Here is a 22,038-nt window from a genome sequence, read left to right as displayed (position 1 = left end):
CGGCGTATCCCTTGAGCATCCCCCAATCAGTTCCCTCTCCCTCCGGGAGAGGGCTAGGGTGAGGGCGGCTCTTGATCGTTACCCTGAGCGTAACGATCCACCACCGCGCTTGATTGATGCCCCCACCCCACACGCCTACCTTAGCTCCACGACAGCGAACCCCGTGGAGTGAGCATGACAACAACAATTTCCCCCGACTCGCGCTGGACGCGGCGGCGCGATGAGAAGCAGCGCCGTCTCGACAAGGTGCGCGGGCTGGCCGACGGTGTGGTGTTGCCCACCGACAAGATCGTCGCCGCGCTCGAAGCGCTGATCCATCCCGGCGACCGTGTGGTGCTGGAGGGCAACAACCAGAAGCAGGCGGACTTCCTCTCGCGCTCGCTAGCCAAAGCCGACCCGGAAAAGCTCCACGACCTGCACATGATCATGCCCAGCGTCGGTCGCTCGGAACACCTCGACCTGTTCGAACGCGGCATCGCCCGCAAGCTTGATTTCTCCTTCGCCGGCACCCAGAGCCTGCGCATCAGCCAGTTGCTGGAAGACGGCCTGCTGGAAATCGGCGCGATCCACACCTATATCGAACTTTACGCCCGACTCGTGGTGGACCTGATTCCCAATGTCGTGCTCTCGGCCGGCTTCATGGCCGACCGCGCCGGCAACATCTACACCGGCCCCAGCACTGAAGACACCCCGGCACTGATCGAACCCGCCGCGTTCAGCGATGGTATTGTCATCGTCCAGGTCAACCAATTGGTCGACGACGTTAGCGAACTGCCGCGCGTGGACATCCCGGCGTCGTGGGTCGATTTCGTCGTGGTCGCCGACAAGCCGTTCTACATCGAACCGTTGTTCACCCGCGACCCACGCCACATCAAGCCTGTGCATGTGCTGATGGCGATGATGGCGATTCGCGGGATCTACGAAAAACACAACGTGCAGTCGCTCAATCACGGCATCGGTTTCAACACCGCCGCCATCGAATTGATCCTGCCGACCTACGGCGAATCCCTCGGCCTCAAAGGCAAGATCTGCCGCAACTGGACGCTCAACCCGCACCCAACTTTGATCCCGGCAATCGAGAGCGGTTGGGTCGAAAGCGTGCATTGCTTCGGCACCGAACTCGGCATGGAAAACTACATCGCCGCGCGTCCGGACGTGTTCTTCACCGGCCGCGACGGCTCGTTGCGTTCCAACCGGATGTTCTGCCAACTCGCCGGGCAGTACGCGGTGGATCTGTTTATCGGCGCGACGTTGCAGGTCGATGGCGACGGCCATTCCTCAACCGTCACCCGTGGCCGTCTCGCCGGGTTCGGCGGTGCGCCGAACATGGGCCACGACCCGCGCGGCCGCCGTCACGGCACCCCGGCGTGGCTGGATATGCGCCACGACGATGCGCAGCAACCGATGCTCGAACGCGGCAAGAAACTCGTGGTGCAAATGGTCGAGACGTTCCAGGAGGGCGGCAAACCGACCTTCGTCGAAACCCTCGACGCCGTGGAAGTGGCGAAGAAAAGCGGCATGCCGCTGGCACCGATCATGATTTACGGCGACGACGTCACCCACCTGCTCACCGAAGAAGGCATCGCCTACCTGTACAAGGCGCGCTCGCTGGAAGAGCGCCAGGCGATGATCGCCGCAGTCGCCGGCGTCACCGCCATCGGCCTGCGCCACAACCCGAAAGACACCGAACGCATGCGCCGCGAAGGCTTGATCGCCTTGCCCGAAGACCTCGGCATCCGCCGCACCGACGCCACTCGCGAATTGCTCGCGGCGAAAAGCGTGGGCGATCTGGTTGAGTGGTCCGGCGGCCTGTACAACCCGCCCGCCAAATTCAGGAGCTGGTAATGCACGCATTTAACCTGCAAGCGAAACCGCTGTCCTTGGCAGATCGATTGGCCGATCTGGCGGTGGACGCGCTGATTGACGAAGCCGATCTGTCGCCGAAACCGGCACTGGTTGACCGTCGCGGCAATGGCGCGCACACCGATCTGCACTTGGGCCTGATGCACGCTTCGGCGTTGGCGTTATGGCCAGCGTTCAAGGAAATGGCTGAAGCGGCGGTTGCAATCGGCGAAGTCGATTCAACGTTGCGCGAAGCGATTGGCCGGATCGGTCGAGAAGGCGAGCAAGCCATGCTTACGACCACCAACGGCGTGAACACCCATCGCGGCGCCATTTGGGCGCTGGGATTATTGGTGACGGCCGCTGCGCTGGAACCGCAATCCTCCAGCGCCAATGCCGTGACCCTGCGCGCCGCACGTCTCGCCCTGCTGGATGACCGCTACGCACCAAAACCTTTGAGCCACGGCGCCCAAGTCGCCCTGCGTTACGGCGCACGCGGCGCTCGTGAAGAAGCGCAACTCGGCTTCCCCTCGGTGTTGCAACGTGGCCTGCCGCAACTCAAACGCAGCCGCGGCAATGGCCACGGCGAACAGAACGCCCGGCTCGACGCCTTGCTCGCAATCATGACCAACCTCGCCGACACCTGCGTGCTCTACCGCGCCGGCGAAGAGGGTCTGCACGCCATGCAGTCCGGCGCGCAAGCGGTGCTCGACGCCGGTGGCAGCGCCAGCCTCAGCGGTCGCCGTCGCCTGCACGATCTCGATCAACAACTCATCGCATTGAATGCCTCGCCCGGTGGCGCCGCCGACTTGCTCGCCGCCACACTGCTGCTCGATCGCATCGAGCGCGACGGCATCCTTCAGGGAGCGTTTTGATGGAAACCCTATCGTTTGAATTCCCCGCCGGGCAGCCGCCACGCGGTCGCGCGCTGGTCGGATGTGTTGGCTCGGGTGATCTGGAAGTGCTGATCGAACCGGGCCTGGCCGGCAAGCTGACGATCAATGTGCAGACCTCGGTAAACGGTGCGCAGCTGCGTTGGCAGCATCTGTTTGCGCGGATGTTCGACGGCACCACGCCGCCGGCGATGGCCATCGATATCCACGATTTCGGTGCGACGCCGGGGGTGGTGCGCTTGCGCCTGGAACAGGGTTTCGAGGAGATCGGCCATGACTGACAGCGCAGCGTTGCTCAACAAACACAGCTTCGTCGAACTCGGCGCGCGGCAACGGGCGAAAGCCTTGCTCGATGCCGGCAGTTTTCGCGAATTGCTCGACCCGTTTCAACGGGTCATGTCGCCGTGGCTCGAACGCCAGGGCGTGGTGCCGCAGGCCGATGACGGCGTGGTGATCGCCAAGGGCAGCCTCGACGGTTTGCCAGTGGTCATTGCCGCAATTGAAGGCGCGTTTCAAGGCGGCAGCCTTGGCGAAGTTGGCGGGGCGAAGATTGCTGGCGCGCTGGAACTGGCGGCTGAAGACAACCGCAAAGGCATTCCGACCCGCGCGGTGTTGCTGCTGGAAACCGGTGGCGTGCGCTTGCAGGAGGCCAATCTCGGGCTGGCGGCGATTGCTGATATTCACGCGGCGATTGTCGATTTGCAGCAGTACCAACCGGTGGTTGGTGTGGTGGCGGGCAGCGTTGGTTGTTTTGGCGGTATGTCGATTGCGGCGGCGCTGTGCAGCTACCTGTTGGTGACTCAGGAAGCACGTCTCGGTTTGAACGGCCCGCAAGTGATCGAGCAAGAAGCCGGGATCGAGGAATACGACTCCCGCGACCGGCCGTTCATTTGGAGCCTGACCGGTGGCGAGCAGCGTTTCGCCAGTGGTCTGGTGGATCGTTATGTCGCCGATGATGTGGCGAAGATTCGTCAGCAGGTCGGCGAATTGCTGCAGCAAGGTTTGCCAAAGCAACCTCGCAGCCAGCGCGCCGAATGGTTCCTGCAACGCCTGAGCAGCCTGAACACTGACCCGCAAATCGAACCGTCGGTGGTTCGCGATCTTTACCAAGGAGAGCGCTCATGAGCGGTTATTCACTGCGCGGTTTGAACTGGTTCGACGCCTTGAGCGCCGGGGCGAAAGCCGTTGAGGGTTTGCCGCCATCGCTGCGGGTTGCCGATGGTGAACTTGGGCGTTTTATCGCCGTGGTCGCTGATCCGGACAATCGTTTTGCGCGTGCGCGCAACGGCGAAGTCGGTTTGCTTGAAGGCTGGGGTCTGGCCAAGGCTGTGGATGACGCGATCACTGCTGATCGTGATAAATCCCAGAAACGCCCGATCATCGCCATCGTCGATGTGCCGAGCCAGGCTTACGGTCGGCGCGAAGAAGCCCTCGGCATTCATCAGGCGCTGGCCGGTGCGGCGGACAGTTATGCCCGTGCGCGGTTGGCCGGGCATCCGGTGATTGCATTACTGGTCGGTAAGGCAATGTCCGGGGCGTTTCTCGCTCATGGTTATCAGGCCAACCGTTTGATTGCGCTGCGCGATCCGGGCGTGATGGTGCATGCGATGGGCAAGGCGTCGGCGGCGCGGGTGACGTTGCGCAGTGTTGAAGAGCTCGAAGCGCTGGCCGCCAGTGTGCCACCGATGGCTTATGACATCGACAGCTACGCCAGCCTCGGATTGCTCTGGGAAACCCTGTCGGTGCAGCAGATTGAGCAGCCGACGGCGGAGGATCTATCGAGAGTTAACGAGTGCCTGAAGCAAGCCATCGGCGATGTCGTCAGCACTGATCTGAGCAATCGCCTCGGCGCGAAGAATCGTGCGGCCTCCAGCAAGGTTCGCGAACTGCTGAGGGCGCAGTGGTGAGCACGCCTCTGGCCCACGATCTGCTCTGGGGCATGACCCCGGCGCAGTTGCCGGCGGATGCGCCGCTGTGGGCCGTCGAGTCATTAGCCGCCGGGCAACCGGTGGTAGTGCGACGGGCGTTGAGTGCTGAGGGGTTTGTCGCGGTCGGCGTGCGCGGTGTGTTGCGCGAGCAGCGCTGGGCGGCATTTATGGCCGTCGATTCGATTGCCTGTCGGGTCAGTCCAGAGGCGCTGTGTCACGTCGACAGTGAGCGCAATCTGCCAGTCATGCACGCGCTCCAACAGCTGCGGCCGATGCTCGACGATTGCGGTTGGGTCTGGGGTGTCAGCGGCAGTGTCGGGTTTGAATTGGCCAGCGGTTTTACCGCGATGCACGCGGCCAGTGATCTCGATTTGATTCTGCGTACACCGCAACTGATCACGCGTAATCAGGCACGCAAACTTGTCGCGGTTTTTGATCAGGCTGTGTGCCGGGTGGATATGCAATTGCAGACGCCGTTTGGTGCTGTGGCTTTGCGTGAATGGGCTAGCGGTTCGGCGCGGGTGCTGCTGAAAAATGCTCATCAGGCTTGCCTGGTGATTGATCCGTGGAATCCGCAGGAGCAGGCAGCGTGAGCAGTCTGCTGGTGTTCCCCGGCCAGGGCGCGCAGCAGGCGGGCATGTTTCAGCGCTTGCCTCGGGAAACCTTGGTCGAAGCCAGTGATGTACTTGGCGAAGATGTTTTGCTGCTCGATTCTGCTCAAGCATTGCGCACGACGAGGGCGGTTCAGCTGTGCCTGCTGATCGCCGGCGTCGCGGCTTCACGACAGTTATTGCAGGACGGACTCACGGCGGATTACGTCGCCGGCTTGTCCATCGGCGCTTACCCGGCAGCGGTGGTCGCTGGAGCGTTGAGCTTCAGCGATGCGCTGCATCTGGTCAGCCTGCGCGGTGAGTTGATGCAGCAGGCTTATCCACAGGGCTACGGCATGACCGCGATCATCGGCCTGCAATTATCCACAGTCGAAACGCTGCTGGCGCAGGTGCACAGTGAAGATTCGCCGGTGTACCTGGCCAACATCAATGCCGATAACCAGGTGGTGATCGCCGGCAGTGACGAGGCCATGCAAGCCGTGGCCGAACTGGCGCGCAGCCGTGGCGCCGGTCTGGCGAAACGCCTGGCGGTGAGTGTGCCGTCGCACTGTCCGCTGCTGGAGGCACCTGCACAAACCCTCGCCGAGGCCTTCGCCAAAGTTGAACTGAAAACTCCGAAAATCGCTTACCTGAGCGGCAGCCGCGCGCGTCCTGTGACCAAAATCGAAGCGCTGCGCGACGACCTCGCCTTCAACATGTGTCGCGTAGTGGATTGGCGCGGCACCGTACAAAGCGCCTACGAGCGCGGCGTGCGTTTACAGATCGAACTGCCGCCCGGTGCGGTGCTGACCGGGCTGGCGCGCCGGGTGTTCGAACAGGGCACGGTCACTGCCTTCGACAGTGCGCGTCTCGACACCTTGCAGGCGCTGTTGCGTGAGGAGGGTGGCCACCAACTCTAAAACCGCCGACTCAAGCTTCGAACAACAAAAACAACATTCGACGATGCACTTTGAGGACTACAACAATGATTATTTACGGTGTGGCGTTTCTCGCCTTTTGTACGCTGGTGGGTATCTGGGTCGGTGAACTGCTCGGCAAGCTGATCGGCGTGCCGGCCAACGTCGGCGGCGTCGGCATTGCGATGCTGCTGTTGATTGGCCTGGGCAGTTATCTGAACAAAAGCGGCTGGCTCAAGGGCAAGACCGAGCAGGGTGTCGAGTTCTGGAGCGCCATCTACATTCCGATCGTCGTGGCGATGGCAGCGCAGCAGAACGTGTACGGCGCGCTCAAGGGCGGGCCAATGGCGATTCTCGCCGGGACGCTTGCCGTGGTGATCGCTTTTGCCCTGGTGCCCGTGCTGACGCGCATGGGCAACAAGGAGCAGACCCCGATCGCTCCAGCCAAGACTGCGGGGTAAGCGCCATGTACGAATCAATGATGAAAGTGATCACCGGTTACGGTTTGATCAGCGGGTTTCTGATTGTCGGGCTGACCATGTGGGTGTCCTACTGGATGTCCAACACCTTCACCAAGGGCCGTTTGCACGGCTCGGCCATCGCCATTTTGCTGGGGCTGGTGCTGTCGTATGTCGGCGGCGCGCTGACCGGTGGGCAGAAGGGCGTGGTGGATATTCCGTTGCTGTCGGGCATCGGTTTGCTCGGTGGGGCGATGCTGCGCGATTTTGCGATTGTGGCCACGGCCTTCGGCGTGAGTGTCGATGAGCTGAAACGGGCAGGGTTCGTCGGGGTGCTGGCGCTGTTTGTCGGCGTAGGCACGTCGTTCGTGGCGGGTGTTGGTGTGGCGATGGCGTTCGGTTATACCGATGCCGTTAGCCTGACCACTATTGGTGCCGGCGCGGTGACCTACATCGTCGGCCCGGTGACCGGCGCGGCGATTGGCGCCAGTTCCGAGGTCATGGCGCTGTCGATTGCAGCGGGGTTGATCAAGGCGATTCTGGTGATGGTGATGACGCCGTTCGTGGCGCCGATGATTGGCCTGAACAATCCACGCAGCGCGGTGATTTTTGGTGGGCTGATGGGCACGTCCAGCGGTGTGGCCGGCGGGTTGGCGGCGACGGATCCGAAGCTGGTGCCTTATGGGTGTCTGACGGCGGCGTTTTATACGGCGCTTGGGTGTTTGCTTGGGCCTTCGCTGTTGTTTCTGGCGATGCGCGGGTTGATGGGATAACAGCTAAGAGCTGCCCTCACCCTAGCCCTCCCGAAACGTCGGACCGCCCGTAGGGAGAGGGGACTGACCGAGTTGTTTTGGCGTTATACATCGATCTGAAAGTCCTGAGTCGAACTCAGGTTTTGAAAGGCCCCCGGTCTGCTCCCTTCCCCCTCGCCCCCTTGGGGGAGAGGGCTGGGGTGAGGGGGTAGCTGTTGATCTTGATCTTGCTCTAAATCCCAGCCTGTCGATTGGCATACATCCGACACTCCGCCAGCAACGCCAGCAAATTCGGATCCCTCTCCTTGGCCTTCAAAAACACCACGCCAATGTGCTGCTGCAACCGGTACTTCTCCTGCAGCGGAATCAACTTCACCCGATTCTCATACACCGCCGCAATCCGCCCCGGCAGCAATGCATAACCCACTCCCGAACTGACCATGCTCAACAGCGTGAAGATGTCATTCACCTGCATCGCCACCTTCGGCTCGAACCCCGCCTGCTTGAATACCCGGTTACCGTCCTGATGCGTGGCAAAACCCTGGGTCAAGGTGATAAAAGTTTCATCCCGGACTTCCGCCAGATCCACTTCACTGCGCTGGGCAAACTTTGAATCCGCCGGTGTGGCGAGGAAGATGTCGTCGGAAAACAGCGCAATCTGCTCGCAATCCGGGTCGTTGATGCTGTCGTCCAGCGACACCAGAATCGCGTCGACTTCCATGTTCTTCAGCTTGTAGAGCAGGTCGATGTTCGAGCCGAGGATCAGGTCGATGTTGAGTTCGCTGCGGCGGATCTTCAGGCCCATGATCAGTTGCGGTACGGTTTTCACGGTCAGCGAATACAGCGAGCCGAGTTTGAAGCGTTCGGCGGAGAACCCGGCGGCTTCGCGGGTCAAGCGTACGCTTTCGACGACGTCGTTGATCAGCTTCTGCGCCCGTTCTTCGAGCACATAAGCGCTTTCCAGCGGCGTCAGGTTGCGCCCTTCGTGTTTGAACAGCGGGCAGCGCAGGGCGCTTTCCAGCGAGTGGATCGCGCGGTGCACGCTGACGTTGCTGGTCTGTAACTCGGCAGCGGCGCGCGCGAGGTTGCCGGTACGCATGAAAGCGAGGAACACCTCGAGTTTTTTCAGGGTCAATTCTTCGTCGATCAGCATGGCGCGGACTCTTTTTGGAATGCTTCGATTGTGCCCAATTACCGTGGCGTGCGCAGGTCCGCGTTGAACAGAAACATTGCGCTTTTACGCTTAAGGCCCGAGCCTTGCGCGCTGCGGTAACGAATTTGAGGTGAGCGATACATGTATCACGGAGAACGATTGAACGCCTGGACCCATCTGGTCGGGGCAGTGGCGGCTTTTGTCGGCGGCGTCTGGATGTTGGTGATTGCCTGCCTGGACGGCAGCCCGTGGAAGATTGTCAGTGTGGCGATTTACGCTTTCACCTTGTTGGTGCTCTACAGCGCATCGACCGTGTACCACAGCGTGCGCGGGCGCAAGAAAGCGATCATGAAGAAGGTTGATCACTTTTCGATCTATTTGCTGATTGCCGGTAGCTACACGCCATTCTGTCTGGTCACCCTGCGTGGGCCGTGGGGCTGGACGTTGTTCGGGATTGTCTGGGGGCTGGCGCTGATCGGCATTCTGCAAGAAATCAAACCGCGTTCGGAGGCGCGGATTCTATCGATCGTGATTTATGCGGTGATGGGCTGGATTGTGTTGGTGGCGGTGAAGCCTTTGATTGCGGCGCTGGGTACGGCCGGGTTTGCCTGGCTGGCATCGGGCGGGGTTTTGTACACGGTGGGGATTATCTTTTTTGCCCTTGATCACCGGTTGCGGCATGCGCACGGGATCTGGCATTTGTTCGTGATTGCCGGGAGTTTGCTGCACTTTGTCGCGATTCTGTTTTATGTCCTGTAGCCCGAATCATCCCCAATCCCCTGTGGGAGCGAGCCTGCTCGCGAAGGCGTCAGTCCAGCTGATGCTGATGTTGGCTGATACACCGCTTTCGCGAGCAGGCTCGCTCCCACAGTAGATATTCAGTGAACACAAGATTTGTTCGAACTCAGGATCTCTTGTGGGAGCTGGCTTGCCAGCGATGGGGCCTTAGAAATCACCCCAAAGCTGTTGGGCCACCGCCAGTGCAACCACCGGCGCCGTCTCGGTGCGCAACACCCGCGGTCCGAGGCGGGCGGCTTGGAAACCGTTGCCCTTGGCCTGCTCGACTTCGGCATCTGTCAAACCGCCTTCAGGCCCGATCAGGAATGCCAAAGTCGCCGGTTTGGCATGACTCACCAACGGCTCCGCCACCGGGTGCAACACCAGTTTCAACTCGGCTTCGGCCTGCTTGATCCAGTCCGCCAGCAACACCGGCGGATGAATCACCGGCACCCGCGAGCGTCCACATTGTTCACACGCGCTGATCGCCACCTGACGCCAATGCAGCAGGCGTTTGTCGGCGCGTTCGTCCTTGAGGCGGACTTCACAGCGATCACTGAAGATTGGGGTGATTTCATTCACGCCCAGTTCGGTGGCTTTCTGAATCGCCCAGTCCATTCGCTCGCCACGGGACAGGCCCTGGCCGAGGTGAATGTGCAGCGGCGATTCGACCTGGCCGGCGAATTGCTCATCGATTTGTACGGTCACGCGCTTCTTGCCGACTTCCAGCAGGGCGCCGCGAAATTCATGGCCGGAACCGTCGAACAGCTGCACCGCATCGCCCTCGGCCATGCGCAGCACGCGGCTGATGTAATGCGCCTGGGCTTCCGGCAATTCGTGTTCGCCGGTGCTCAGCGGGGCGTCGATAAAGAAGCGGGACAGTCTCATTTCGGGTCTCTCAGATTAGATCGTTCCCACGCTCTGCGTGGGAATGCCTCAATGGACGCTCTGCGTCCGCTTTGGGACGCGGAGCGTCCCTGGCTGCATTCCCACGCGGAGCGTGGGAACGAGAAGTTACGGTTAGCCTGGGTCGCGGAACCCCGGGTGGAAGTCTTTCGGCACGGCGACGCTGACGCTGTCACGCGTCGCTATATCGATGCCTTCGCTGGCCACTTCGGCGAGGAAGTCGATCTGCTCCGGGGTGATCACGTACGGCGGCAGGAAATACACCACGCTGCCCAGCGGGCGCAGCAACGCGCCACGCTCCAACGCATGCTGGAACACCTTCAAGCCGCGACGCTCTTGCCAAGGGTAGGCCTCTTTCGTGGCTTTATCCTTGACCATCTCGATGGCCAGGACCATGCCGGTCTGGCGTACTTCGGAGACGTTCGGGTGATCGACCAGATGCGCCGTCGCCGACGCCATGCGCTGGGCCAGCGCCTTGTTGTTCTCGATGACGTTGTCCTGCTCGAAGATATCCAGCGTCGCCAGTGCCGCCGCGCAGGCCAGCGGGTTGCCAGTGTAGCTATGCGAATGGAGGAAGGCGCGCAGGGTTGGATAGTCGTCGTAGAACGCGCTGTAGACCTCGTCGGTGGTCAGGCACGCCGCCAACGGCAGATAGCCGCCAGTCAGCGCCTTCGACAAGCAGAGGAAGTCCGGGCGAATACCGGCCTGCTCGCAGGCAAACATCGTCCCGGTGCGACCGAAACCAACGGCAATCTCGTCGAGAATCAGGTGCACGCCGTAGCGGTCGCAGGCCTCGCGCAGCAACTTCAGATACACCGGGTGATACATGCGCATGCCGCCGGCGCCCTGAATCAACGGCTCGACGATCACTGCCGCGACACTGCCATGATGCTCGGCCAAAGTCTGCTCCATGGCCGCGAACATGTTGCGCGAGTGTTCTTCCCAGCTCATGCCTTCGGGACGCCCGTAGCAATCCGGGCTCGGCACCTTGATGGTGTCCATCAGCAGCGCTTTGTAGGTTTCCGTGAACAGCGGCACGTCACCGACCGCCATCGCTGCCATGGTTTCACCGTGGTAGCTGTTGGTCAGGGTGACGAAGCGCTTCTTGTTCGGTTGGCCGCGATTGAGCCAATAGTGAAAGCTCATTTTCAGCGCGACTTCGATGCAGGACGAACCGTTATCGGCGTAGAACACCCGGTTCAGGTCTTCCGGGGTCATCTTCACCAGACGCTCGGACAGCTCAATCACCGGTTGATGGCTGAAACCGGCGAGAATCACGTGTTCCAGCTGATCGACCTGATCCTTGATGCGCTGGTTGATGCGCGGGTTGGCGTGGCCGAACACGTTGACCCACCACGAGCTGACGGCGTCGAGGTAGCGCTTGCCTTCGAAGTCTTCGAGCCAGACGCCTTCGCCGCGCTTGATCGGGATCAGCGGCAGCTGTTCGTGGTCTTTCATCTGGGTACAGGGATGCCACAACACCGCGAGGTCGCGTTGCATCCACTGGTTATTCAGGCCCATTTACAGTCTCCTCGAGGCGGCTCGCGTCAGGCGCGGGCAAACAATCGCGCAAGCCTATGCAATGCATCGCGCCGGGACAACCCATTGTGTGGATTGAGCTACTTTGTATGAGCCGATAGACGTCGCTGGCGGCGTTTTGATGGCTAACGTATTCTTCGCGGTTCTTTGGGTCGTCTGACCCGCAAAACTGCTTTTTCCTACGTGTATTTCCGGAGTTCGCTGAATGTCTGTCGGTTGGCTGCGCGCCTGTGCGCTGGTGATGTTGGGGCTGTTCAGCGTTACAGCGCTGGCCAAGGATAAAACTGCAATCGTGATCGGCGGTGGCCTGTCGGGCCTGACCGCCGCTTATGAGCTGCAAAACAAAGGCTGGCAGGTCACCCTGCTGGAAGCCAAACCGAGCCTGGGTGGTCGCTCGGGTATGGCCACCAGCGAGTGGATCGGCAACGACAAGACCCAGCCAGTGCTGAACAAGTACGTTTCGACGTTCAAGCTGGGCACCACGCCGGCGCCGGAATTCGTGCGGACCCCGGGCTACCTGATCGACGGCGAGTATTTCTCTGCCGCCGATCTGGCGACCAAGCAGCCGGCCACCGCCGATGCCTTGAAGCGCTACCAGAAAACCCTCGATGATCTGGCGCGTTCGATCGACGACCCGCAAAACCCGGCGGCGACCAGCACCCTGCACGCACTGGACCAGATCACCGTATCGAGCTGGCTCGACAAGCAGAACCTGCCGGCCACTGCGCGTCAGTTGATCAACCAGGACATCCGCACTCACTACGACGAGCCTTCGCGTCTGTCGCTGCTGTATTTCGCTCAGCAGAACCGCGTGTATCGCGGCATCTCCGACCGTGACCTGCGCGCTTCGCGTCTGGTCGGCGGCAGCCAAGTGCTGGCGCAGGCGTTCGTCAAACAGATCAAAACCATCAAGACCAACTCGCCGGTGTCCGCGATCACTCAGGACAAAGACGGCGTGACCGTCAAGGTCGGCAGTGTTGGCTATCAGGCTGACTACGTTGTGTTGGCCGTGCCATTGCGTGCGCTGAACAAGATTGCTTTGACGCCGGCGCTGGATGCCCAGCACATGGCCGCGATCAAGGGCACCAACTACGGCTGGCGCGACCAGATCATGCTGAAGTTCAAGACGCCGGTGTGGGAAAGCAAGGCGCGCATGTCCGGCGAGATCTATAGCAACACCGGTCTCGGCATGTTGTGGATCGAACCTGCCCTGAAGGGCGGCGCCAACGTGGTGATCAACCTGTCCGGCGACAACGCTCGTGTGATGCAGGCGTTTGGCGACAAGCAAATGGTCGATCAGGTGCTGATTCGTCTGCACGCGTTTTATCCACAGGCTCGTGGTTCGTTCACCGGCTATGAAATTCGTCGCTACAGCACCGACCCGTCGATGGGCGGCGCGTACCTGGCTTACGGCCCGGGCCAGATCAGCAAGTTCTGGCGCTTGTGGGAACGTCCGCTGCAACGCGTGACGTTCGCCGGCGAACACACCGACACCTTGTACCCGGGCACCCTGGAAGGCGCGCTGCGCACCGGTCAGCGGGCGGCGAGTCAGGTTGAAGATCTGGCGGCAGGCAAATCGTTTGAGCCAGCCAAAGTAGTGCCGGCTGCAGCAGCGGCAGGCGCGGCGGGTGCCGTGGCGGCGAAGAAGGGCAACTTCTTCACTAATCTGTTTGGCGGTTCGGATGACGAGAAGAAGCCAGAGCCTGTGAAGGCGCCAGAGCCGGCTCCAGCTCCGGTCGCTCCAGCGCCTGCGCCGACTCCGGCACCTGCGCCAGCTCCGGTGGAAGCGCCAAAGCCTGCGGCACCAGTGAAAGCTGCACCGGCGAAGAAAGCAGCGGCCAAGCCAGCGACGAAGAAGCCTGCGGCTAAAACCGAGGCGAAAAAGCCTGCGGCGAAACCGGCAGCGAAGAAGGCTGAGCCGGCGAAGAAGCCAGCGGCCAAGCCTGCGGCAACGACCGAGACCAAGGCGCAGTAAGCCTTTGCTTCAATAAAAACGCGGCCTTCGGGTCGCGTTTTTTTTCCTGCATTTTTGTCCTTCGCCATCCGGTCACGGAGCTTACTTGTGTACCGGAGCCTTCCCACAAAGTACTCAGAGTGAGGTGATAGCGGGTGTCCCGGCGCCAATTCTATGCTGGGAAAAATAGGAGGCACTTGATGAAAACGTTCACGCTCATGCTTTTGCTGATTGCACTTCCAGGTTGCTCCAACGGGCGTTTCTTACCTGGCGGTTATAGTTCAGAACTCGCGCATAAATGCCAGATAGATCCCTACAGCGCCGATTGCCTGCAACCACCGGCGGTACTTCATAACTAATCAGCCATGAATAAAGGACCGGTTACTTGAATAACTCTGTCCCGTTCGGCAGTTTCCCTTGGCCACCTTTGCTTGCGCTTGTGCAGGCGCCCGAGGGTTCAGCAACGATCATTTGTCCAGACGTCCCCCGCCGTAATCGCCTTTAATCTTTCCTTAACACGCCACTTTCAGACTCTTGATCGTATTTCTCGATATTTCAAAGCAAAATTTTCCGCTTTAATTCGATAGATAACTCGCTAGTCTTGGTTCGCAGTTCTCACAGGATTTGGGCAATGCAGCTACGTAACTCTTCTTCGCGCTATGGTTGGGTCAGCATCTTCATGCACTGGGGCGTGGCGCTGGTGGTCTTCGGGCTGTTCGCGCTGGGCCTGTGGATGGTCGGGCTGGATTACTACAGCAGCTGGCGCAAAGAGGCGCCGGATCTGCACAAAAGCATCGGACTGGTGCTGCTGGGTGTGATGGTGTTGCGGGTGCTGTGGCGCTTTATCAGCCCGCCGCCGCCGACGCTGCAAAGCTACAGCCGGATGACCCGTATCGGCGCCAAGTTCGGCCATGGGTTTCTGTATCTGGCGCTGTTCGCTGTGATGCTTGCCGGTTACCTGATTTCCACCGCAGACGGTGTCGGGATTCCGGTGTTTGGCCTGTTTGAAGTTCCTGCACTGGTTTCCGGGCTACCGGATCAGGCAGATACCGCTGGGGTGATTCATCTCTGGCTCGCGTGGGCACTGGTAATTTTTTCCGGCCTCCATGCGTTGGCAGCATTGAAGCACCACTTTATCGATCGTGATGCGACCCTGACGCGAATGCTCGGTCGCAAAGCCTGAAATTCAACCTCGACTCAAAGGAAAAGAAAGCATGTTGAAAAAGACTCTGGCCGCTCTGGCAATCGGTTCTGCACTGCTCTCGGCTGGTCAGGCCATGGCTGCGGACTACAAAATCGACAAGGAAGGCCAGCACGCCTTCGTTGACTGGAAAATCAGCCACCTGGGCTACAGCTTCATTCACGGTACTTTCAAGGATTTCGACGGTACATTCTCGTGGGATTCGGCCAAGCCTGAAGCCAGCAAGATCTCGGTTGATGTGAAAACCGCCAGCCTGTGGTCGAACCACGCTGAACGTGACAAGCACATCGCCAGCAAAGACTTCCTGGATGTTGGCAAGTTTGCTGATGCCAAGTTCGTCTCCACCGCCGTTAAATCGACCGGTGAAAAGACTGCAGACGTGACTGGCGACCTGACCCTGCACGGTGTGACCAAGCCTGTGACCTTCAAGGCTACGTTCAACGGCGAAGGCAAGGATCCATGGGGCGGCGAGCGCGCTGGCTTCAATGCCAAGACCACCCTCAACCTGAACGATTTCGGGATCAAGGGCCCAGGTCCTACCTCGCAAACTGCGGATCTGGACATCTCGCTGGAAGGCGTGAAAGTTAAATAACTTTCCTCCCGCCACACAGAAACGCCCCCGGTCGAAAGATCGGGGGCGTTTTTTATTGCCTACGACACACACGCATCCCCTGTGGGAGCGAGCCTGCTCGCGAAGGCGGCGGGTCAGTCAGCAATGATGTTGGCTGAATGACCGCTTTCGCGAGCAGGCTCGCTCCCACAGGGTATATGCGGTGATTCAGGGGGATTCGTGGCGGCAAAAAAATGCCCCGGCTCTTGCGAGTCGGGGCATTTTATATGGCGGCGTTAACTCAGCGATTGCGGGTCAGCAATGCTGGTTTTTCGCCACGCGGGCGGCTTGGCAGTTGATCAAGTTGCTCAGGCGTCGGGAAGCGGTCGGCTTTCGATTCCTTGTGCATGATCTTCGGGCCGTTGCTGCGCGGGTTCTGCACGGCTGGCTCGCTGCGTGGCTGATCGTCACGGGCCGGACGACGATTGCGCGAGGACGAGACGGAGTCGTCGCGACGACCCGACTGACCATCACGCGGTGCGCCGTTGCGCGGGCCGCCGCTGCGTTTGGCTGGCGGGGTGCCGGTGCTCGAACCGTTGCTGTTGCGCGGACCGTTCTGACGACCCTGCGACTGACCGCCACGTGGTGCGCCCGAACCTGCGCCTGCACCTTGAGCCGGTGCGCCTGGACGACGGCCACGGCCGCCGGCAGGGGCTGGTTTTGGTACGTAATCAACGCGGTTACCGAAGTTATCGATATCGTCGTCGAGGAACTCGTCCGGGGCACGATCAGCCGCTGCACGTGGCGGTTGGCTCGGGCGCTGTTCGCGGGCAGGGGTGCCTTCGCGCGGCTTTTGCTGACGGGCAGGGCGCTCGCCACGTTCACCGGCCGGTTTTTCCTTGCCCTTGTCTTTGCCTTTGTCTTTACGACCGCCGCCACCGCCGCCGCCATTCGGGCCGTCGCCGCGTGGGCCACGTGGATTGCGCGGGTTACGCACGTCCGGACGTTCACGCACTTCCGGCTTCTCGGCTTCAATGGTGCTCGAATCGAAGCCCATCAGGTCGCCGTCGGCGATTTTCTGCTTGGTCATGCGTTCGATGCTTTTCAGCAGTTTTTCTTCGTCCGGCGCGACCAGCGAAATCGCCTCGCCCGAACGACCGGCACGGCCAGTACGGCCGATACGGTGCACGTAGTCTTCATCGACGTTCGGCAGTTCGAAGTTGACCACATGTGGCAACTGATCGATGTCCAGACCGCGCGCGGCGATGTCGGTCGCAACCAGGATGCGTACCTGGTTGGCCTTGAAGTCGGCCAGCGCTTTGGTGCGCGCGTTCTGGCTCTTGTTACCGTGGATCGCTACAGCCGGCAGGCCGTGCTTGTCCAGGTACTCGGCCAGACGGTTGGCGCCGTGCTTGGTGCGGGTGAACACCAGCACCTGTTCCCACGCGCCGGCGGTGATCAGGTGCGCCAGCAGCGCACGCTTGTGGCTGGCCGGCAGACGGAACACGCGTTGTTCGATGCGCTCGACCGTGGTGTTCGGCGGCGTCACTTCGATGCGTTCCGGGTTGTGCAGCAGCTTGCCGGCGAGGTCGGTGATGTCTTTGGAGAAGGTCGCCGAGAACAGCAGGTTCTGACGCTTGGACGGCAGGCGCGCGAGGACTTTCTTCACGTCGTGCACGAAACCCATGTCGAGCATGCGGTCGGCTTCGTCGAGGACGAGGATTTCCACGTGGGACAGGTCAACGCTGCCCTGGCCGCACAGATCGAGCAATCGACCCGGGCAGGCGACGAGCACGTCGACGCCACGGGACATGGCCTGAACCTGTGGGTTCATGCCGACGCCGCCGAAGATGCAGGCGCTGACGAATTTCAGGTCACGGGCGTAGATCTTGAAGCTCTCGTGAACCTGGGCCGCGAGTTCGCGGGTCGGGGTCAGGACCAGTACGCGCGGTTGGCGCGGGCCATGACGCTGGGATTTGTCCGGGTGACCGTTGGGGAACAACCGCTCCAGGATCGGAAGGGCGAAACCGCCGGTTTTACCGGTACCTGTCTGTGCCGCAACCATCAGGTCGCGACCTTGCAACACGGCGGGAATGGCCCGCTGTTGCACCGGAGTAGGCTCGGTATAGCCCGCATCTTCGATGGCGCGGACTAAAGCCTCGGAGAGACCGAGGGAAGCAAAGGACATGAGTAATCCTGTTTTAGTTAGGGCTTGGCCCAATGGGAGTCTTGCCTGGCGCGAATGGCGTTTAAGAGGACGCAATCCCGTCCGGTCCTGCTGCGGTTCCGAAGGCACGTCTGGAGTGCTCGCGCGGGCTGCAAAGCTGCGCTGTAGCGGGTCGAGAGGCCTGTTACGGTTCCGGGCGTCCGGGCGTGAGCCTGGCGGGAACGCCGGAGTATAACAGAGCAATCACTGCGCGCTGCTTTCCTGCTGCTCAACGGTTTTGCCGCTGGCCGTGGCATTGCCCAGCGGTGCAGCCATGACGGGAGCCGCGCCGTAGCGTGCGCTCAGCTCGGCGTAAGCCGGTTCGCGCTTGAATCGCTTGAGCTCGGCGCCAAATCGCTGCACCAGCAAATCCATGCCGGCATTGCGTCTAACCGCGAGAAACTGGCTCTGGCGGCTAATGACAGTGGGGTTTTCGGTGATCTGATCGCGAATATCCAGCTCATCGAGCAAGTGCTGACCGACACGGCGATCGGTGATCAGCAAGTCGATGCGACCGCGCACCAGTTTGCCGAAGTTGGCTTCGTGGGTCGGTGCCGGTTCACGGGTAAACAGTGTTGATTCGCTGAAATCGGGGCTGTACAGATAACCCGGCGAGGTGCCGATGGTCAGGCCTTTGAGCTCTTCGAGTTTGCTGAACGGGTGCGGCCGGTCGTTGGCGTAGAACAGGACGAACTCGACGTCCGACAGCGGCTCGCTCGGGTAAAGCAGGGTGGCGTCGCGCTCGTCGCTGTGAAAAATGTCCAGCGCGCCATCGGCCTGACCGGTCTCAAGCATCGACAGGCAGCGCTTCCACGGCAAGAACTGCCATTCGACTTCGATGCCCAGACGTTTGAAGACAATGGCCGTGGTTTCGTAATCCAGCCCGAGGTTTTTACCGTTCTCTTCGTAGACATAGGGCGCCCACGGCTCGGTGACAATACGCAACTTTTCGCCTCGAGCGGCGAAGCTCAGGCAAGCAAAAACCAGCACGGCGAATAACTGCGTGATCAAAGGCATGGCTTGAGATTACGACGAGAAACGCGAAAGAGCCAGAAAGTGCCTGCACAAGCTCTGTTTCGGGCCTTTAAAAGCAAAAGATCGCAGCTGCGACACCCCAGTAGGAGCTGCCGAAGGTTGCGATCTTTTGATCTTTCTATGAGGCTTAACGCGGCAACTTCAGGTTATTCCAGATCGCCAGGCTAGGCTCAGCCTGGTTCATGGAATAGAAGTGCAGACCCGGCGCGCCACCTTGCAGCAGGCGTTCGCACATCTCGCTGACGACTTGCTCACCAAAGCGCTGAATGCTTTGCGTGTCATCGCCGTAGGCTTCCAGTTGCTTGCGGATCCAGCGCGGGATTTCCGCACCGCAGGCATCAGAGAAGCGCGCGAGTTTGCTGTAGTTGGTGATCGGCATGATCCCCGGAACGATCGGCAGATCCACACCCTGCGCCTGCAAACGCTCGACGAAATAGAAGTAGCTGTCGGCGTTGAAGAAGTACTGGGTGATTGCGCTGTCGGCGCCGGCACGGGCCTTGCGGATGAAATTGGCCAGATCGTCTTCGTAGTTGCGTGCTTGCGGATGCATCTCCGGGTAAGCGGCAACTTCGATATGGAAATGATCACCGGTTTCTTCACGAATGAATTCAACCAGTTCATTGGCGTGACGCAGCTCACCGCTGGTCATGCCCATGCCGGATGGCAGGTCGCCACGCAGGGCGACGATACGCTTGATGCCGGCAGCCTTGTACTCGTTCAGCAGGCCGCGCAGGTCGTCCTTGCTGTCGCCGACGCACGACAGGTGCGGTGCGGCCGGTACTTTGACTTCGCTTTCCAGTTGCAGAACGGTGTTGAGGGTGCGATCACGGGTCGAACCACCAGCGCCATAGGTGCAGGAGAAGAAATCGGGATTGTACGTTGCCAACTGACGGGCAACGTTGAGCAGCTTTTCATGCCCAGCATCGGTCTTGGTCGGGAAGAACTCGAAGCTGTAGCGACGGTCTTGGGACATGGTCATACCCTTGGAAACAAGAACCTTCGAGGCGCTGCAATCCCGTGTGGGAGCGAGCCTGCTCGCGAAAGCGCCGGGTCAGACAACACGGATGCTGAATGATAAACCGCCTTCGCGAGCAGGCTCGCTCCCACAGGGAGAGCGAGCAAGCACCTGTTAGTAGCGGTAAGCGTGCGGCTTGAACGGGCCTTCGACGGTCACGCCGATGTAGTCAGCCTGTTGCTTGGTCAGTTGGGTGACCACGCCGCCGAAGCCGCGAACCATTTCCAGAGCCACTTCTTCGTCGAGTTTCTTCGGCAGTACTTCAACGGTCAGACGCTCGGCTTTCTGGGCTGGCGACAAGTCGGCGTACTTCTGGCCGAACAGGAAGATCTGTGCCAGAACCTGGTTGGCGAACGAACCGTCCATGATGCGGCTTGGGTGGCCAGTGGCGTTACCCAGGTTAACCAGACGGCCTTCGGCCAGCAGGATCAGGTAGTCGTCGTTCTGCGCGTCGAACGCGCCCGGGCCGGTACGGTGGATCTTGTGTACCTGTGGCTTCACTTCTTCCCATGCCCAGTTCTTGCGCATGAAAGCGGTGTCGATTTCGTTGTCGAAGTGACCGATGTTGCAGACAACAGCGCGCTTCTTCAGGGCTTTGAGCATGTTCGCGTCGCAAACATTGACGTTACCGGTGGTGGTCACGATCAGGTCGATCTTGCCCAGCAGCGCTTTGTCGATGCTCGCTTCGGAACCGTCGTTGATACCGTCGATGAACGGCGAAACCAGTTCGAAACCGTCCATGCATGCTTGCATGGCGCAGATCGGGTCAACTTCGGAGACTTTAACGATCATGCCTTCCTGACGCAGCGACTGAGCCGAACCCTTGCCCACGTCACCGTAACCGATGACCAGCGCTTGCTTGCCGGACAGCAGGTGGTCGGTACCACGCTTGATCGCGTCGTTCAGGCTGTGACGGCAGCCGTACTTGTTGTCGTTCTTGGACTTGGTCACCGAGTCGTTGACGTTGATGGCCGGGATTTTCAGCTCGCCTTTGGCCAGCATGTCCAGCAGACGGTGTACGCCGGTGGTGGTTTCTTCGGTCACGCCGTGAACGCGATCCAGTACTTGTGGGTACTTGTCGTGCAGCAGCTGAGTCAGGTCGCCGCCGTCGTCGAGGATCATGTTGGCGTCCCATGGCTGGCCATCCTTCAGGATGGTCTGCTCCAGGCACCACTCGTACTCTTCTTCAGTTTCGCCTTTCCAGGCGAAAACCGGGATACCGGCAGCAGCGATAGCGGCAGCAGCCTGATCCTGAGTCGAGAAAATGTTGCAGGACGACCAGCGTACTTCGGCACCCAGGGCAACCAGGGTTTCGATCAGCACGGCAGTCTGAATGGTCATGTGGATGCAGCCGAGGATCTTGGCGCCTTTCAACGGCTGTTCGCCGGAGTACTTGCGACGCAGACCCATCAGGGCCGGCATTTCCGATTCGGCGATGATGGTTTCGCGACGGCCCCAGGCAGCCAGGGACATGTCGGCAACTTTGTAATCGTTAAAATCTGCAGGCGTGATAACAGCGCTCATGAAGAGCCTCCATTCGTAATGTATGCGAATGGGCGCCGTTGTGCGTTTAGTGTCCGGCCTGAGCCAGTCAACGCCCCATCCGAGCCTGACAGGTTGAACCTGCTGCAGCGCCCCTCGGACAGGTGGCGGGAAAACGGTAGCAAGTGAACGTTACCGTTTTGAAACGGGGGCGATTATAGCCGTCTAGACTGATCTTCCAAAGGGTTTCTGTCGGCCAGATGAAGATCGTTAATGACGACCATAGTCGAAGCCGCATGGAGCATGACCGCTCAGTCTGCCAAGATACCGTCCATCGTTCGGCAAGACACTCAGGAGTGAAGATGAATTTCCACACCCGCAAATGGGTAAAACCCGAAGACCTCAACCCCAACGGCACCCTGTTCGGTGGCAGCCTGTTGCGCTGGATCGACGAAGAAGCGGCGATTTACGCGATCGTCCAGTTGGGCAATCAGCGCGTGGTGACCAAGTACATTTCCGAAATCAACTTCGTCAGCGCCTCGCGCCAGGGCGACATCATCGAACTGGGCATCACTGCCACCGAGTTCGGCCGCACCTCGATCACCCTGACCTGCGAAGTGCGCAACAAGATCACCCGCAAGAGCATTCTGACGGTTGAGAAGATGGTGTTTGTGAACCTCGGTGAAGACGGTTTGCCGGCACCGCACGGACGCACTGAAATCAAATATGTGAAAGATCAGTTCCAGGAAGATGAGTTAGTCACCAAATAACATCGGCGGTGCTTTCTTCGCGAGCAAGCTCGCTCCCACAAGGATCACGCTGTACCTGTGGGAGCGAGCT

Annotated in this window: 21 protein-coding genes and 1 riboswitch; of the genes, 14 read left to right on the top strand and 7 right to left on the bottom strand. The window is 60.3% G+C overall.

Going from position 1 to position 22,038, the window contains the following annotated elements; translation table 11 throughout:
• Positions 1-174: 174 nt before the first annotated feature.
• The 9 genes from mdcA (at position 175) to madM (ending at position 7,401) form a co-directional block, all read left to right on the top strand.
• On the top strand, positions 175-1,845 hold the full coding sequence (gene mdcA / locus HU754_RS28290; protein WP_186620021.1) for a malonate decarboxylase subunit alpha: 1,671 nt from the start codon (positions 175-177) through the stop codon (positions 1,843-1,845).
• Positions 1,845-2,717, top strand: a complete 873-nt coding sequence (locus HU754_RS28285) for a triphosphoribosyl-dephospho-CoA synthase (protein ID WP_186620019.1) — start codon at positions 1,845-1,847, stop codon at positions 2,715-2,717. The genes mdcA and HU754_RS28285 overlap by 1 nt, the downstream gene beginning before the upstream one ends.
• Complete coding sequence (locus tag HU754_RS28280) at positions 2,717-3,016, top strand: malonate decarboxylase subunit delta (RefSeq protein ID WP_007913697.1); 300 nt, start codon at positions 2,717-2,719, stop codon at positions 3,014-3,016. Before HU754_RS28285 ends, HU754_RS28280 begins: the two co-directional genes overlap by 1 nt.
• A complete protein-coding gene (locus HU754_RS28275; RefSeq protein ID WP_064388093.1) occupies positions 3,009-3,860 on the top strand; it encodes a biotin-independent malonate decarboxylase subunit beta in 852 nt (283 codons plus the stop codon). Before HU754_RS28280 ends, HU754_RS28275 begins: the two co-directional genes overlap by 8 nt.
• Entirely contained in the window at positions 3,857-4,642 is a 786-nt protein-coding gene (gene mdcE, locus HU754_RS28270) for a biotin-independent malonate decarboxylase subunit gamma (protein ID WP_186620018.1), read from the top strand. The genes HU754_RS28275 and mdcE overlap by 4 nt, the downstream gene beginning before the upstream one ends.
• Complete coding sequence (locus tag HU754_RS28265; RefSeq protein ID WP_016984758.1) at positions 4,636-5,256, top strand: malonate decarboxylase holo-ACP synthase; 621 nt, start codon at positions 4,636-4,638, stop codon at positions 5,254-5,256. The genes mdcE and HU754_RS28265 overlap by 7 nt, the downstream gene beginning before the upstream one ends.
• Positions 5,253-6,173, top strand: coding sequence for a malonate decarboxylase subunit epsilon (gene mdcH / locus HU754_RS28260; protein WP_186620017.1), 921 nt, complete (start codon positions 5,253-5,255; stop codon positions 6,171-6,173). Before HU754_RS28265 ends, mdcH begins: the two co-directional genes overlap by 4 nt.
• A 65-nt stretch (positions 6,174-6,238) precedes the next feature.
• Entirely contained in the window at positions 6,239-6,631 is a 393-nt protein-coding gene (gene madL / locus HU754_RS28255) for a malonate transporter subunit MadL (protein ID WP_016984760.1), read from the top strand.
• A 5-nt stretch (positions 6,632-6,636) separates the two neighbouring features.
• Complete coding sequence (gene madM, locus HU754_RS28250) at positions 6,637-7,401, top strand: malonate transporter subunit MadM (RefSeq protein ID WP_038861195.1); 765 nt, start codon at positions 6,637-6,639, stop codon at positions 7,399-7,401.
• A 211-nt stretch (positions 7,402-7,612) separates the two neighbouring features.
• Here the strand turns inward: madM and HU754_RS28245 are convergent, their stop codons facing one another.
• Positions 7,613-8,533, bottom strand: coding sequence for a LysR family transcriptional regulator (locus HU754_RS28245; protein ID WP_099757407.1), 921 nt, complete (start codon positions 8,531-8,533; stop codon positions 7,613-7,615).
• A 141-nt stretch (positions 8,534-8,674) separates the two neighbouring features.
• Here HU754_RS28245 and trhA point away from each other — a divergent pair, with 141 nt between their 5' ends.
• Positions 8,675-9,292, top strand: a complete 618-nt coding sequence (gene trhA, locus HU754_RS28240) for a PAQR family membrane homeostasis protein TrhA (protein WP_186620016.1) — start codon at positions 8,675-8,677, stop codon at positions 9,290-9,292.
• A 186-nt stretch (positions 9,293-9,478) separates the two neighbouring features.
• Here trhA and HU754_RS28235 read toward each other — a convergent pair whose 3' ends face one another.
• Positions 9,479-10,198 (bottom strand): 16S rRNA (uracil(1498)-N(3))-methyltransferase, encoded by a 720-nt coding sequence (locus tag HU754_RS28235; protein ID WP_186620015.1) that lies wholly within the window; start codon positions 10,196-10,198, stop codon positions 9,479-9,481.
• Between the two features lie 132 nt (positions 10,199-10,330).
• On the bottom strand, positions 10,331-11,737 hold the full coding sequence (locus HU754_RS28230; RefSeq protein ID WP_186620014.1) for an adenosylmethionine--8-amino-7-oxononanoate transaminase: 1,407 nt from the start codon (positions 11,735-11,737) through the stop codon (positions 10,331-10,333).
• A gap of 223 nt (positions 11,738-11,960) precedes the next feature.
• Between HU754_RS28230 and HU754_RS28225 the strand changes: the two genes are divergently transcribed.
• The 3 genes from HU754_RS28225 (at position 11,961) to HU754_RS28215 (ending at position 15,502) form a co-directional block, all read left to right on the top strand.
• The gene (locus HU754_RS28225; RefSeq protein WP_186620013.1) at positions 11,961-13,730 is read left to right on the top strand and encodes a flavin monoamine oxidase family protein; all 1,770 of its coding nucleotides are present in this window, start codon (positions 11,961-11,963) and stop codon (positions 13,728-13,730) included.
• Between the two features lie 610 nt (positions 13,731-14,340).
• Positions 14,341-14,892, top strand: a complete 552-nt coding sequence (locus HU754_RS28220) for a cytochrome b (RefSeq protein ID WP_077574882.1) — start codon at positions 14,341-14,343, stop codon at positions 14,890-14,892.
• Positions 14,893-14,923: 31 nt separating this feature from the next.
• Complete coding sequence (locus HU754_RS28215) at positions 14,924-15,502, top strand: YceI family protein (protein WP_038358767.1); 579 nt, start codon at positions 14,924-14,926, stop codon at positions 15,500-15,502.
• Between the two features lie 259 nt (positions 15,503-15,761).
• On the opposite strand, the gene rhlE2 is transcribed toward HU754_RS28215, so the two are convergent.
• The 4 genes from rhlE2 to ahcY all read right to left on the bottom strand — a co-directional run bounded on the left by rhlE2 (position 15,762) and on the right by ahcY (position 21,240).
• The gene (gene rhlE2, locus HU754_RS28210) at positions 15,762-17,648 is read right to left on the bottom strand and encodes an RNA helicase RhlE2 (RefSeq protein WP_186620012.1); all 1,887 of its coding nucleotides are present in this window, start codon (positions 17,646-17,648) and stop codon (positions 15,762-15,764) included.
• Positions 17,649-17,870: 222 nt separating this feature from the next.
• On the bottom strand, positions 17,871-18,683 hold the full coding sequence (locus HU754_RS28205) for a substrate-binding periplasmic protein (protein WP_186620010.1): 813 nt from the start codon (positions 18,681-18,683) through the stop codon (positions 17,871-17,873).
• Between the two features lie 145 nt (positions 18,684-18,828).
• Entirely contained in the window at positions 18,829-19,674 is an 846-nt protein-coding gene (gene metF, locus HU754_RS28200) for a methylenetetrahydrofolate reductase [NAD(P)H] (protein WP_093429977.1), read from the bottom strand.
• Between the two features lie 156 nt (positions 19,675-19,830).
• Positions 19,831-21,240 (bottom strand): adenosylhomocysteinase, encoded by a 1,410-nt coding sequence (gene ahcY / locus HU754_RS28195; RefSeq protein WP_064388105.1) that lies wholly within the window; start codon positions 21,238-21,240, stop codon positions 19,831-19,833.
• 23 nt (positions 21,241-21,263) lie between these two features.
• Positions 21,264-21,362: riboswitch (S-adenosyl-L-homocysteine riboswitch) on the bottom strand.
• A 198-nt stretch (positions 21,363-21,560) separates the two neighbouring features.
• Between ahcY and HU754_RS28190 the strand changes: the two genes are divergently transcribed.
• On the top strand, positions 21,561-21,968 hold the full coding sequence (locus HU754_RS28190) for an acyl-CoA thioesterase (RefSeq protein WP_016984776.1): 408 nt from the start codon (positions 21,561-21,563) through the stop codon (positions 21,966-21,968).
• Positions 21,969-22,038: the final 70 nt, after the last annotated feature.

This window comes from Pseudomonas zeae, from assembly GCF_014268485.2.
Taxonomy (GTDB): Bacteria; Pseudomonadota; Gammaproteobacteria; order Pseudomonadales; family Pseudomonadaceae; genus Aquipseudomonas; species Aquipseudomonas neuropathica.
The sequence above is the reverse complement of the archived record's forward strand: the minus strand, read 5'-3'. Positions and strand labels throughout refer to the sequence as shown.